The organism is Methylophaga sp. UBA3613 (assembly GCF_002375415.1).
Taxonomy (GTDB): domain Bacteria; phylum Pseudomonadota; class Gammaproteobacteria; order Nitrosococcales; family Methylophagaceae; genus Methylophaga.
In genome coordinates, this window is sequence record NZ_DFLS01000004.1 from 510,016 (window position 1) to 523,990 (window position 13,975).

Sequence of the window (13,975 nt, forward strand, 5' to 3'; positions counted from 1 at the left end):
CGCCTGTTCAGTATGGTTTATCGGTGCAAACAGGGGCCTGCAGTGAAATAAAATGCTGCAGGGTTACCTGTTTATCGATGAAACAAACGTTACAGGAACTCTCATGAACCGGGTATATCGCATTGTATGGAACGCCAGCCGTCAGGCCTGGATGGTCGCTGCTGAGCTCACTCGCGGCAAAACCAAAAGTCAGATCAGCCGTAAAAAAGGGTTGCTGAAGCTGATCAGTAGCAGCTTGTTGGTTTCAACCAGCCTTGCCTATACCGGTACTGCATTGGCAACAAGCTACGACTGGAACATACCGAGTGGTTATTGGAGTGAGGGGGCAAACTGGGCCGAAGGTGCAGCACCAGACGAAGCTAATCCTGAAAGAAACTACATTCGTATCAGTAATGGTGGCGAGGCAATTGTTCACAGTACGATTGATCTCGAGGCCAACAACAGTATTCTTTATGTTGGCAATGATACCAGTCAAACTGGTTCACTGGTTATCAACGATAATGGACAACTAACGCTTGGCATATTGTATATCGGGACATATGACGATTCACAAGGGAAGGTTTTGGTTACAGGTAAAAATGCCCGGTTAAATATGACTAGCACGAGTAGTAGGTCATATTTTGGCTTTAGTGGCAGTGCTGAAATTACATTGAATAACAGTGCTGTTATCACGGCAAATAGTATTACGCTAGCTTCATCTGTTGGCTCTAACGGCATAATTAATATTGGTGCTGCGAAGGATGAGCCGGCAGTTGCTGGGGGGAAGTTTGATGTTAACCAGTTAAGCTTTGGAGATGGGGTTGGCAGTCTGGTGTTTAATCACACTGATGAGGATCTTCAATTTCGCTCTTCAATAATTGGTAAGGGAGATATTGAGCTCTATAGTGGCACGACCCGATTCACTTATTATAATCAGCGGTTTTTTGCTGGTGATATGCGAGTAAATGGAGGCACGCTGGCAGTCGATTCAGGTAATACTCTAAACGTTGGAAGTATATATGCTAGTCAGGCAGCCAATTATCATCAGGAAACCAATGCCAAATTGAGACTTGGGGTGGCTACAATGGATAACTATGCCAAGTTGAATGTGATGGGGACTGCCACATTTGCCAAAGATACTGGTCTGGATGTCAATGTGATGGGGTCACCATCACTGACTCAGGGCGGCACTCTATCGAGTGTGATCAGTGCAGGCACACTCAACGCTTCTAGTTTTACCATGACTGATAACTCAGCTTTATATGATTTTGCCTATGAGATTAATGGCAATGTAGTTGACCTGAAAGTCATTGCTGAAGGAACGGGAGGGGATTCGGGCGATGACTCTGGCAATGGCGTGCTCAGAAGTGTTAATAGCCAGGGCTTTACACCAGGCCGCGGTGCTGCCAGGGTGCTGGATACCTTTGTAAATAGTGGTATCACCGGTACTGATATTGAAAATGTCACAACCGCTCTTGGTAAATTATCTACACAACAACAAGTCAGTGAGGCTGTAGCTGAAACCTTACCATTATTAGTTGCAGGCACCACTGGACTGGCTTCGAACACCATGCGCGGCACCAACCGGGTGATCCAAAGTCGGCAGGCCAGTAACCGTGGCTTATCCTCTGGTGATGAGTTCCTGGTGGATAAAGCGGTGTGGTTAAAACCCGTGGGAAGCTGGAGTCGGCAACAAGAGCGTAATGGCGTCAGTGGTTACGATGCTGACAGTTATGGGTTTGTTGGTGGTATTGATGGTGAAATAACGCCCACTAGTCGTTTAGGTTTTGCCGTGTCTTATATGAATACCAGTGTTGATGGCAATGGCTTAGCATCTGGCAATCGTGCCGATATTGATGCCTATCAGCTTATCGCCTACGGCAGCCATGACTTGACGCAATTTGAAGATGTCGAAGTGAGCTGGCAAGCCGATGTGGGTCTCAATAAAAACGATGGCAAACGCCGTATCAGCTTTATGAACCGTAAAGCCACTGCTGACTATGATAGTTATACAGCACACGTTGGGGCAGGCATTGGTAAGCGCTTTCAGCTGACTGAGCAAAGTCTGATTATGCCGAGCCTGCGTGCTGACTATGCTTATATTAAAGATGAAAGCTATACCGAAAAAGGTGCTGGTGCGTTAAATCTAGATGTGGATAGTGTCAATGCCGAGGAATTGATTCTGATGGCCCAGGTGGAAGCTAACCATCAGTGGAGTGAGTCAACTTCTTTATCGACCACGCTTGGTGTTGGTTATGATGTGATTAATGACGACACCAGTTTGACCGCCTCATATACGGGTGGTGGCGCTGCCTTTACCACAGAGGGAATAGATCCATCACCCTGGTTAGCGCGTGCAGGCGTCGGAGCAACCATTTCACTGAATGATATGACCGAGCTGACAGCCACCTATGATTTGGAAGGGCGTGAAGACTTTTTGAATCAAACAGCATCAGTGAATATGCGCTGGCGTTTTTAACAAAATGCTATGTTTAGTATAAAGAAAAGCCTCAGTGGATAACCACTGGGGCTTTTTTTGTGGCTTAATGCCCATGTTAAGTATGACGTTCAAAGTATTTAAGGATGGCAGGTGAAGCAGTTTGTTAAATCGTTTCCTTTTTATATTATTTTTTTCCTGCTGATCACTGGTTGCACTCATCTGCCATCTACTCAGGAACGCCTAGAGAGCGCTACAAAGCTTGCCGAAGACGCTGGCTGGACCTCTGAAACCATATCCACCTCCTATTTCGATCTTCAGGCTTTTATACCTGCACAGCGTTTGAAAAATACACGTTTGACAGTATTTATTGAAGGCGATGGCTTAGCCTGGATTTCACGTTCACAGCCTTCCTCTGACCCTACGCCGTTAAATCCTGTTTCACTGAAGCTGGCCTTAGCTTATGAGTCTGATGATGCCGTGGCTTATCTTGGGCGACCCTGTCAATTCACATCCCACGATCAAAAGCGTTGCACACAAAAATATTGGACCTCCCACCGCTTTTCAAAAGAAGTCATTATCGCCACAGGTGAGGCGATTACAGCACTTAAAATAATGATAGGAGCTTCTGAATTACAGCTGGTAGGCTATTCTGGTGGCGGGGCTATTGCAGCGTTAGTTGCCAGTCGACGCGACGATGTGACGCGTCTAGTCACGTTTGCAGGCAATCTGAACACAACAGCGTGGACAGAACTGCACCATATTTCACCGTTATCAGGGTCGCTCAACCCCGCAGACGAGGTATCAGGGCTTCAAGGTATACAACAGATTCATTTTGTGGGAGAACATGACCGTGTTACCCCTGCAGAAATTGTAGAAAGTTTTCAACGTTTATTACCACCAACAGCGGATAGTCAGATCATTATTATCCCCGAGGCAGATCATCGATGCTGCTGGCAACAGGTCATCAAACAAATGAAATAAGCGTATTAATCAATGCTGATAATTAGCACTTAATAAGTTTTTATTTACCCATACAGCAAAAGTCGCTCATTTCGGATAAATCTCACAAAGCTCACCCGGTTGAAGTAGTGTTTTCATGGTTGATAAACGTGAGAATTTAGTTCCTTTTGCCAACTTTCGTCTCTATGCATAAAGGCAATCATGTGCTGGGCGGAAAGGAAAGTTGAAATAGCACGCCTTAAGATTAGCCTATGTTCTTAAACTAAACTGGTTCGTTATTAGTCATACAGGCATACTGCGGTTCTGTTTTTTTATTATTTTGTTGGAGACAACAGTGTTCAGAAAAAAAATCATTTATGTGCCTCTGCTGATAATCGCTATTGCATTGGGTGGAGCCCATGCAGTTGCTAATAATGAGGCAAATCAGGCAGCTCAGGCGTTAGTTGATGAGTTAGTCGCTAAAATTAACCAGAATGGCGTTCAGGTCGAAGTCGGGGAGGTTGTTGCCAACCCCTACACCAAAGATATTACGGTGAATGATGTTCTCATCACTGATGATGCTGATCGTAAACACCAGATTGGTTTACTGACGATAAGTGATATTGAGTTGAATCAGGCGCAGGATTTTATCTATGCGATGGATATTTCAACTGAGGATGCGTTGTTTACCGTTACCGGTGGTGATGGCACGGAACAACAGGAACAATCTTTAGTTGAAGCATTGCGAAACCTGGGTATTAAAGAAGACAAAATTGGTCACAACCAGCATCTGGCTTACCGCTATCATCCGGTTGAGCGCCAACTGACGCTGAATTTGCAGAATCAGTTTTATAATCCCGAGTTAACAGAAAAAGATGCGGCACAGCTGTTTTCGATGAATCTACATACCAACTTTAGTCAGATCCCGGATCTGGAAAGTCAGATGAGACGGTTAAGAAATAATGAGGATATGTCGGCTGTTACAGCAGAATGGATGCAGACTGGTTTGATAACAGCTGCCATAGAGTTTGAAGATGCTGGTGCGTGGCAGCCTTTAATAGAGCAAGGTGCTGAAAGTGCAGGGATGACTACAGAAGAGTATAAAGCCGGCTTGAAACTACAGATTCAGCAACAGTTTTCAGCTTTACAGGCGCTTTCACCCGGATTAAGAACCCAATTGATTGAAGCCAGCAGTCAGTTTATTGATAGCGATACACCACAAGTCGAGCTGGATATAAATTCTAAAAGTCCCGAAGGTGCTGGAATATTTCTGGTCTTTATGGCGACGTTGATGTCGCCAAACGCACTTGAAAATTATTTTGATATTCAGGTAGCAGCCGAATAGGTCATGCTGATTATATCCATTTGGCTGAAAGCTTCCCAATAGCTTGTTTTAGCTGGTGTTTCACGGATAGCTACAGGAATTATTCCTCAATCTTTCCTGACCTATTGTTATCATCAAAACAGGCTCTTTATAATGAGAATGGTTGTTATTAAAGCTCAGTATCAAGTTTTGTCCCTGCAACATTAGCAGTTAGCTATCCATGAAGCTTAAGGACTACTTGTTTGTTATGGTTTGCTTGTAACTTTATCCCGGTAACGTTGAAAGGATGAGCATTAATAATGAATCATGTTTAACGCATATTAAACCAACTTAATTTTTCAGCTGATAAAGTTGATGCTCGTTGAGAAGGCAATGTTGCCGGAATTATTGGGAGATCGAAATGAAAAAAAATCGTTTGTTAATTGCTGTGGGATTGTTTGCTTTATTACCATTCACAGCATTTGCCGATGAATGTGATTTAGTGATTGAAGCGACAGATCAAATGACCTACAACACTAAGAAAATGTCAGTTCCTGCCAGTTGTGAAACAGTCAAAGTCACCCTTAAACATATAGGTTCATTGGCTAAAGATATGATGGGCCATAACTGGGTTTTGACCAAGGCAGATGATATGCAGGCAATCGTGAAAGAAGGCGCTGCTGCGGGGCTGGATAATAATTATCTGCCAGAAGGTGATGATCGTATTATTGCCGCGACGGAAGTAATTGGTGGTGGCGAATCGGCTGAAGTTGAGTTTTCTACTGAAGGACTTGCTGATGAAAAACTGACTTTCTTCTGTTCATTCCCAGGGCATAGTGGAATGATGAACGGTCGTTTCAATATCAAATAAGTTCACCTGAAATCCTCCCTCCAGCCAGTGTCTGTTGTTCTTTCAGAGCCACCACTGCCGGAGGGAGGATTTTTTATTTATATCATTCATACAAAGCCGGGTCGACTTCTGGCAAAGCTTCGAATTGAGGCCTGGCAAAATAATAACCCTGAAATAAAGCCACGCCTTGATCGCGGATAAATTGAAACTCTTCTATCGTTTCGACACCTTCAGCAATAACTCTTATTTCCAAATCATTACAGGTCATAATGATTGAGCGGACAATCGATTGTCTGACTTTATCTTTATTAATACCCCGAATCAGTGCCATATCGAGTTTGATAATGTCTGGCTGCCAGTCGGCGAGCAAATTTAAGCCGGCATAACCGGAGCCAAAATCATCAATTGCTGTAGTGAAATTATGCCGTTTGTATTCATCAAAAATATTTTTCAGATGATTATTATCAGTAACCTTTTCCACCTCGGTGACTTCAAACATTAAATTTTTGGTGGGAAAATCCATTAAATCAGCTGCTTCCAATGTCGCTCGAATGCAGGTTTCCGGACGATAAACGGCATTAGGAAAGAAATTAATGCTGAGCATGCCTTGTAAATCAAGTTGTTTAGCCAGCTGAATGGCTTTCACCCGAATTGTCTGATCAAAGGAATAACGATTGGTGTCATTCAATTTATCCAGAATGGTATAAGCCGGCTCATTATTTATGCCACGTACCAGTGCCTCGTAACCAAAAATCTGTTTTTCCTGAACATTAACAATCGGCTGAAAAGCCATTGAAAAACTGAAGTCTAATCCACCACCTTCTAAACATTTATTACAACCTAAAGGTTTGAAATCGGGTAGTTGATTTGTCATTTGATACTCTTTCTTTGTGTTGGTTATCGTTGGATAGTCATCTGTCATTAGATAAAAATCGTCTGATCAGTTTTCTTTATCGGGTTATTTAAATAATGTTTCAGCTGATAGGCAAAGTTGTCAGCATTATCATTCGATAACTTTTCTGGTAGCTCTTGCCTCAGCCGGCGCATATCGCCCTGACTGATATCAATGTATCCCATTGCCCAATTATTAAAAATGTATTTATTGCTAAGGCATATATTAATGAGTTTACAGTCATGATGACGTTCATCATCAAGGATTCTTTTATAGAGAGAGATAACAGCTGTTTCTGGACCTTCGAGCACCTGAATAAAATCGGAATGGTTATAACATAGGATGCCATGAATCTGGATGCGCTGATTATTTTCACGACTCTGATGTAACAATCTGGTTAAATCGACATCGGATAAGCGATTATGAGTTTTACTGGTATACAAAATTCTCAATAAGCTTTTCGTCAAAATACCGCATCCTGTTATCCAATACGAACAAGCTGGTACAACTAGCCTCGTCTTGTTTCAGATTAGTCTATGTCAGAGAATGCATGACGACAAGCTTAAACATGCATCTAACAGACCTGTATCACCTTTCTTGATAACCGTCCTTGAGCTGCTGTATTTTGTCAGGTTAATCAATCTGGACAGTTAATCTTGGGGCAACTGTTATGGGTCAGAGGTTCCAGCAGTAACATCTCCTGAAATGTGGACTGAATATTTTTGTCATCAGGTGCCAATCGTGTCGCACAAGATGCAGAAGCTAACGCAGTTTGATGGCAACCAATGTCTTTCAGGCTATAGGCCCGGTTATTCCACAGAGAAGCGTCGTATGGGAATTGTTCGGTTAATTGACCATAGACAGTATCAGACTTATCAAAACGCTCCTGCTGATAATACAAATTGGCAAGTGCGATTCCTGCCTGCTGATGTTCGCTCCAATGCTCCATCGCAGCGATATAGGCTTGTTCTGCTGTTTTATGCTGTCCGGTCTTTTCAGCATCATAGGCAGTTTGTAACCAGGCCGGCATGTTCGCGGTGGCAGGGATTTGTTCAGGCCTGACAATGACCAGTGCCCAATGATCGGTGCGGGCCCAGGTACGTTCAAAGGTTTTTAATGTTGTTTGCCATCGTTTGGTTTCACCAGAACGCAGAATGAGTTCCTGTGAGTTGATATCAAAACCAATCACCACGGCATAATGCCAGAAGGGTTTCCAGTTATAGCCAAGGTTTTGCATCACTAAAACGGGATTGCCATTCGCCACTTCAGTCAATAAATCGTTCATCTTTGGCGCCAAAGGGTAGGGCATCAAGCCTTGTTTTCGAGTTGCCGCAACCATTTCTATCTGCAGGCTGCCTTGTTTCTGTGGAATATAGACCTGATCAGTTAACTGATCGGGCGTGATATCGACGCCACGATATTGCATCACGGTTGCTAAGGCAGCCGGACCACACTGATATTGGGTCTGGGGAAAAAAGGGCACATCATCGAGCTCGGCCTGAACTGGCTCGAATGGCTGTTGATTCAGAAGATTTGTCTGAGGTGTATGACTGCAAGCGGTCAACAATAAGCTCAGTAATATTAAAACACCCAGCCGAAGCTGGGTGTAGAGAGAGCGATTATCTGTTTGCATAAGCTTAAATCAGATTAACGGACCGGTCTGACAAAAGGGAAAATGTCGGTTGCACCGATAGCGTCAGTAATAACAAACACAACAAAGATAAGTACTATTGCACCGAGTATCCCGCCAGCTGGCATGTCATTAATTTGCTCATTTAACTGGGCAATTTCAAAATCAGTCATGCTGTTGACACGATCCTGAACGGTTTCGGGGGCAACTCCCATTGACAATAGTTGTTGCTGAACATCGTCACGTTCCAGCATTGAAGACAATTGCTCGCGGTCATATGCAGATTGTTGTGATTGAATAACATCAGGCGTGCTGATCATTGCTGCCTGCACCGGTAAGGTGATGCTTCCGAAAAAGCCAAGCAAAGCAATCCACGCAAATACTTTTTGTTTCATACATCCCTCCGTTGATTTAAAAGGCCAAGAACTGGCCTGAATTTCAGCTTACCATGACTACGGTGACAAGAACTATATAAAACCAATTCTATTAACTTCAAGCATCAAAAAAAGCCCTAGTGTGATGAATTACCTTCGATTTTGATTATTTATTAGGTAGAGTTTCTTTATATTTTGCTTGATGGCAAACTTAAGCAAATAAGTTCAACGTCAATTTTTTGCTGATGATTGGCTCAATTTGATATTGATTCCCTGAAAAATGAATTCGTTCATTCAACGTATGCGCTATTAATGGAGCTGGTTATTCGCACTAATCAAAGCTTATTGCTTAAACCTTTTACCTTTGTAACGTCTTTTGTGGCGTTTTTGTTTGGTTTGGTTTTAACCTATTTCGTTGCAGGGAAAATGGCTGAGATGGAGTCTGTTCGTTTAGAGGCTGCTTATAACGTCACTTTTAATCAGGCCGTCGATGCCGTGGTCGGAAAAATAAATGCCTATGAGGAAATGCTACGAGCTACCCAGGGCTTGTTTTATGTCTCTCCTGATTTGTCTCGTGAGGATTTTGCCAATTTTTATCAAAGCCTGAAACTGGAAGAAAATTATCCAGGCATTCAGGGACTGGGCTATGTAGTTGCTCTCTCTCCAGAACAAAAACAGATGCATATTAATGCAGTCAGACAATCCGGGATGTTGAGCTATGATATTTATCCTCAGGGAGTGCGTGATAAATATACCTCAAACCTTTATATCGAACCTGTGACCAAGAAAAATATGCGGGCTTTGGGCTTTGATATGTATGCCGATATCACTCGAAGAGACGCCATGGATAGAGCGGTCAAAACCGGCAAGGCAAGCATTACCGAAAAGGTTTTTTTAAAACAGGATGGTTCAGACTCGACCATCAATGGTTTGTTGATGTATCTGCCTGTGTACATCGACGCGAGCGAATCAGACGTTGCCATTGGTAAGCGAACTATTCATTCAGGCTGGGTCTATGCAGTGTTTCGTATTGATGATGTTTTGCAGGATGTGTTGATGACACATAAGAATGTCGGCTTGCTAAACATATATGATGATGAAGCCGAAAAATCCGAAAGCCTGTTATTTTCTCAGCCTGGAGTAGCATCCGAAGAGTCATTTAGTTTGCAAAAAAGCTACGAGGTGGGTGGCCGTACCTGGTCATTTGTAGGCCAACCTGATCGGGAATTTGCTGATTCGATCCTGCGTAACAATACAGTGATAACCTGGATAATCGGAATCGTGATTTCCCTGTTATTTGCCCTGGTGATTGCGGCCATTGCGAAAAGCCGGGCAAACGCCATCCGTATTGCTTCACAAATGACCAAATCCTATCGACAGAATGCACGGAGACTGGCGCTGGCAACAGAGGCGGCTGAAATTGCTATTTGGGAATGGGATGTGGAAACCAATATTATTATGTTCGACAGTATGGCGAGCAAGGTATTTGGTCTACCCAACTCAACTGAGCAAATGGATTACGCGGAATTTGAAAAATTGATTCACGAAGCGGATCTGTTGCCTTTCCGAGTGGCTGTAGAACAGTCCATTCAACAGCATAAATCTTTTGACGTTCGCTCCAGAATACATCATGGTGCTGAGATTCGAATGATTCATACTTCAGCAGAACTCTATTTCAACGATGCTGGACAGCTGCTTTCTCTGGTCGGTGTCAGCTACGACATCACCGAAGACTGGCAGCACCAGAAAAGGATTCTGGAGACTGAGCAACGTTGGAAACACGCTCTCGAGGGCAGTGGAGCCGGGGTCTGGGACTGGGATGTGGCCAATAATGTTGTGGTGTTCTCTGATAAATTACTGGCCATGCTCGGCTATGCTCCGGGTGAAATTATCGGTCAGATGGAACATTGGCTGAAATTAATACATCCTCAGGATATCGAAAGGGTAACGGCCGATATCAACCGGATGTTTAGTGGGGAAAAACCGGAATATCGAAATGAGCATCGTATTCTCAGCAAGGATGGCAGCTGGAAATGGATGCTGGGCAGCGCCACGGTAGCCGAACGTGATGCCGATGGGAATCCGATTCGCGTTATTGGCACCAAAACCGATATTTCATGGCGTAAACAGGCTGAGTTGGCATTGCAACAAAGTGAAGAACGTTTCCGCAATGCGTTTGATACCGCCGCAATTGGCATGGCGATTGTTGGTCTGGATGGTCGTTGGTTGGAAGTAAATGGTGCACTCTGTCGAATGTTGGGATACAGCGAAGAAGAGTTGATGGATAAAACCTTTGTTGATGTGACACATCCAGACGATCTGGATTTGGATCTTGAGTATGTACGGAAATTACTCAATGGGGATCTCGAACACTATCAGATGGAAAAGCGCTATTTTCATAAAACCGGTGATGTCATTTTTGTATTGCTGAGTGTGTCGTTAGTTCGTAATGAAAAGGGCGAGGTCATCCATTTTATTTCACAAATTGAAGATGTAACCGCTCGCAAATCCGAATCGGATCGTATTCGTCAGATGGCATATCACGATACCTTAACGGGGCTACCAAATCGGCGTTTGTTTGATGAACGAATTGGTCATACTCTGGCACATGCGAAACGGGTGGGCTATCCCATTGCGTTGATGTTTGTCGATGTCGACCACTTTAAACAAATTAACGATACCCATGGTCATGATGTTGGGGATGAGATTCTTAAATCTGTTGCTGACAGAATGTCACACTGCTTACGACAGACAGACACCTTAAGCCGTGTCGGTGGTGATGAATTTGTTATTTTACTCACCGAACTCAAAAAGCCAGATGATGCCAAATTAGTGGCAGAGCATATTCTGGAAACGGTATCGAAGCCTTTAAATGTAAATACGCATGACTTTCGTATTACCCTGAGTATCGGGGTAGCAATCTTCCCAGGCGATGCTGAAAACGAAACGGTCAGCGAGCTTACCAAAAAGGCGGACCTGGCCTTATACGAGGTGAAATCTGCTGGACGTAATGGGGTGCATATATTCGGTTCAAATCACCTGATCGCTCAACTCTGACAGCCAGAATAGTCAGGTTAATCTGAGTCCTGTTCTGCCGTCAGCTTGGTTAATTTACGGCGTAACAGGTTGGCAAACATATTCAGTTTGGGTCTTTCGTCATTGGTGAAGGCGACTGGCCGAATATGTTGCATTGCATGGATACCGATTCTGGCCTGATACAAACCCACACCAAATCCCTGGGCCACGCTGCCCAGAATTTTGCCCCCCAAACCAATACCGACCTGTTCAGAAAAGAAACTAATGCCCGCCTGGCTGGCGTAACTGCCAAGTGCAATTTTGCATACCCGTAGATTTAATCGCCATTGAGCTAAGCGATTTAATCTGACGCCATAAATAATATTGATCTGGTTAATCATTTTCAGTGTTTTCCAGACCACTAACAAAGAATCAACAACTGCCAGCTGGCTGACCGCAATCATTGCAGCACTGCTGATACTGGTACGTTCAATAATATGGATTGCCTGGCGGTCCAGCTGCCGGTAGAAATCTTCACTGATACGATAGACAACTTCACTGTCATTTAGATAGTCAGGTAGCTTATCAACACAAGGTTTTAATAAATCAGCCTGTGGCTGACCATCGTAGAAAGTCTCTAGCGAATTCAGCCATTTTTTTGCATTGCCGATATGTTGTTCATGGACCAGTTGAGCAGCCTGTTCGCGGATCTGATCGGCCCGTTTAAGCTGTTTCTGGTTGCGGCGATACACCAGTAATTGCTGTACTACCAGACCTGCTAAGAAAGCTGCGAAGGCACTGAAGGCTAACCCCATCGCTTTGCTTTGTTGCCAGAGCATTTGTGCAAAATCAACTACATCCCAGGCCAACATACCGATTAACAGAATGAACAATGTGACGATCAACCATTTCAAACCACGATTACGGCGCGGCGGTATCAGTAATGTGTCGTCAAAATCGAGCAATGGATCAGTTTCCACCGAATCAGGCAGGTTGACCTCGTTGTTTTCGGAGAGAACTTTGAAAAAGTTTTCAGTTTCCTCGGGGGATATATCCGCTTTTTGCTTAGCTTCCTGTTGTGGTTTAGGTTTAAAAAAATCTTCTGTGGAAGCCATCAGAATTTATCTCCTATCAGATCCCGTAATACTTTATCCATCCGAATATGAGCCAGACGTCCGCCCATTATCAAGTCAGGGTTGAGCGGAGCTCGAAGTACGGGCGGATTCCAGCGTGATAATTGATGCCACTGATCGGGATCAGGCAGTTTGTCGGGAATAGCAGGGTGGCGTAGTTCGCCATATTGTCCATCCAGTAGTCTGGCAGTCAGATGATCATTATGATCATGTGTCGTTCGTACAGCGGCCGCTATCTCCGTTTCGATTTCAATACGATTTCTAACCGATTGTGGGCAGATATGGCTGATTATATCGTCGCACAGACGACGCAAAGATTCGTGCTGATTCATTAAAATTCGATCCGGTTTGGATGCCAGAAACAGAATTTTTTCGACCTGAGGGCTAAATAAACGGTTCAGAAACGCATTATGCCCCACGCGATAGCAATCAATAATCCGGCTGAAAGCAATCACCATATCGTCAAATTTTTCCTTGCCTCCGCTCAAAGCTTTCAGCACATCGATCAATACCACCTGACGATCAATGCCACGGAAAAAAGTTTTATAAAATGGCTGAACAAAGTTTTTCAGATAGGTTTTATAGCGTTGCTGCATGACTTTGTATAAGGAGTCATCATCGGCATTGTCTAATTCTTGCGGGCTGAGCGATTGCAGATTGAACAATGGAATAAACACTGGAAAGTCACTGCTGTCAGGCAATAAAGCCCTCCCAGGTTGAATAAATGTCAAACCTGCTGTTTTACATGTCATCAGAAAACTTCGATAACGAACAAATAATGCTTCAATTTGTTGTTCATCAATTGGGGCGAGCGGATCCAAATCATTAAACTCTTTTTGCATCTCTTCCGCGAGTTGATGACGGATGCCTTTGGAACAAAGTGCAGCAGTATCCATACTCCATTGCCGATAATCTTGCTGCAACATGGCAATGTCGAGCAACCATTCACCTGGATAATCACGTAATTCCAGCGTGAATCGACGGGTTTCTCCTGTAAAGGTCGGCAACATGGATTTCTTTTTGAATTCAATGATTAACCGGCAACCGCTGATATGAGTAGTTGATGGTGGCCAGGCAGGTGGATCACCTGCCAGGGCCTGAATTCCCTGTTGATAATCGAATAGTGGTAAATCATCCAGTGGCTGTAATTCGACATTTAACAGGCGTTCATCTCTGGCTGGCAGGAAGCCTCCCAGATTTGCATTACTGGAATATTTGAGTTGATGAATAAGGCTGGTAATAAAAGTCGACTTGCCACTACCGCTAAAACCGGTAATGCCAATACTCAGATGTTTATCGAGACTGCGCGCCACCCATTTGCTGGCTTGTTGATCAATTCCATCAAGTGTTTTATTGAGGCGCAGACCTAGTTTTTCAATCTTTGAATTCATAGGCATCAGCTTACATCAGACGCTTGCTG

The 13,975-nt window shown here is 43.8% G+C and carries 11 protein-coding genes; 5 read left to right on the forward strand and 6 right to left on the reverse strand.

Annotated features, from left to right (window positions below; genetic code table 11):
• Positions 1–103: 103 nt before the first annotated feature.
• From B3S93_RS04620 to azu, 4 genes are all read left to right on the forward strand, one after another.
• A complete protein-coding gene (locus tag B3S93_RS04620) occupies positions 104–2,458 on the forward strand; it encodes an autotransporter domain-containing protein (RefSeq protein ID WP_292399574.1) in 2,355 nt (784 codons plus the stop codon).
• A gap of 111 nt (positions 2,459–2,569) precedes the next feature.
• Positions 2,570–3,400, forward strand: a complete 831-nt coding sequence (locus B3S93_RS04625) for an alpha/beta fold hydrolase (RefSeq protein WP_292399572.1) — start codon at positions 2,570–2,572, stop codon at positions 3,398–3,400.
• Positions 3,401–3,713: 313 nt separating this feature from the next.
• The gene (locus B3S93_RS04630) at positions 3,714–4,703 is read left to right on the forward strand and encodes a hypothetical protein (protein ID WP_292355752.1); all 990 of its coding nucleotides are present in this window, start codon (positions 3,714–3,716) and stop codon (positions 4,701–4,703) included.
• A 379-nt stretch (positions 4,704–5,082) separates the two neighbouring features.
• A complete protein-coding gene (gene azu, locus B3S93_RS04635; protein ID WP_292399568.1) occupies positions 5,083–5,532 on the forward strand; it encodes an azurin in 450 nt (149 codons plus the stop codon).
• Between the two features lie 82 nt (positions 5,533–5,614).
• Here the strand turns inward: azu and B3S93_RS04640 are convergent, their stop codons facing one another.
• The 4 genes from B3S93_RS04640 to B3S93_RS04655 form a co-directional block, all read right to left on the reverse strand.
• Positions 5,615–6,385, reverse strand: coding sequence for an EAL domain-containing protein (locus B3S93_RS04640; RefSeq protein ID WP_292399565.1), 771 nt, complete (start codon positions 6,383–6,385; stop codon positions 5,615–5,617).
• 47 nt (positions 6,386–6,432) lie between these two features.
• Entirely contained in the window at positions 6,433–6,870 is a 438-nt protein-coding gene (locus tag B3S93_RS04645; protein WP_292399563.1) for a BLUF domain-containing protein, read from the reverse strand.
• 170 nt (positions 6,871–7,040) lie between these two features.
• Positions 7,041–8,036 (reverse strand): PA2778 family cysteine peptidase, encoded by a 996-nt coding sequence (locus tag B3S93_RS04650; RefSeq protein WP_292399561.1) that lies wholly within the window; start codon positions 8,034–8,036, stop codon positions 7,041–7,043.
• A gap of 14 nt (positions 8,037–8,050) precedes the next feature.
• Positions 8,051–8,428, reverse strand: coding sequence for a DUF6627 family protein (locus B3S93_RS04655; RefSeq protein WP_292355742.1), 378 nt, complete (start codon positions 8,426–8,428; stop codon positions 8,051–8,053).
• A 291-nt stretch (positions 8,429–8,719) separates the two neighbouring features.
• Here B3S93_RS04655 and B3S93_RS04660 point away from each other — a divergent pair, with 291 nt between their 5' ends.
• Positions 8,720–11,464 carry a sensor domain-containing diguanylate cyclase gene (locus B3S93_RS04660; RefSeq protein WP_292399558.1) on the forward strand — a complete coding sequence of 915 codons (2,745 nt, stop codon included), beginning with the start codon at positions 8,720–8,722 and terminating at the stop codon, positions 11,462–11,464.
• 17 nt (positions 11,465–11,481) lie between these two features.
• Here B3S93_RS04660 and B3S93_RS04665 read toward each other — a convergent pair whose 3' ends face one another.
• Positions 11,482–12,537 carry a TIGR01620 family protein gene (locus B3S93_RS04665; RefSeq protein WP_292399555.1) on the reverse strand — a complete coding sequence of 352 codons (1,056 nt, stop codon included), beginning with the start codon at positions 12,535–12,537 and terminating at the stop codon, positions 11,482–11,484.
• Positions 12,537–13,946: a YcjX family protein gene (locus B3S93_RS04670; RefSeq protein ID WP_292399553.1), complete on the reverse strand. Its 1,410-nt coding sequence runs from the start codon at positions 13,944–13,946 to the stop codon at positions 12,537–12,539. Before B3S93_RS04670 ends, B3S93_RS04665 begins: the two co-directional genes overlap by 1 nt.
• Positions 13,947–13,975: the final 29 nt, after the last annotated feature.

What these genes read in the sequence shown, in the direction of transcription:
- B3S93_RS04620 (WP_292399574.1), top strand. Translation starts at nt 104, where the DNA reads ATGAACCGGGTATATCGCATTGTATGGAACGCCAGCCGTCAGGCCTGG.
- azu (WP_292399568.1), top strand. Translation starts at nt 5,083, where the DNA reads ATGAAAAAAAATCGTTTGTTAATTGCTGTGGGATTGTTTGCTTTATTA.
- B3S93_RS04640 (WP_292399565.1), bottom strand. Translation starts at nt 6,385, where the DNA reads ATGACAAATCAACTACCCGATTTCAAACCTTTAGGTTGTAATAAATGT.
- B3S93_RS04650 (WP_292399561.1), bottom strand. Translation starts at nt 8,036, where the DNA reads ATGCAAACAGATAATCGCTCTCTCTACACCCAGCTTCGGCTGGGTGTT.
- B3S93_RS04655 (WP_292355742.1), bottom strand. Translation starts at nt 8,428, where the DNA reads ATGAAACAAAAAGTATTTGCGTGGATTGCTTTGCTTGGCTTTTTCGGA.
- B3S93_RS04660 (WP_292399558.1), top strand. Translation starts at nt 8,720, where the DNA reads ATGGAGCTGGTTATTCGCACTAATCAAAGCTTATTGCTTAAACCTTTT.
- B3S93_RS04665 (WP_292399555.1), bottom strand. Translation starts at nt 12,537, where the DNA reads ATGGCTTCCACAGAAGATTTTTTTAAACCTAAACCACAACAGGAAGCT.
- B3S93_RS04670 (WP_292399553.1), bottom strand. Translation starts at nt 13,946, where the DNA reads ATGAATTCAAAGATTGAAAAACTAGGTCTGCGCCTCAATAAAACACTT.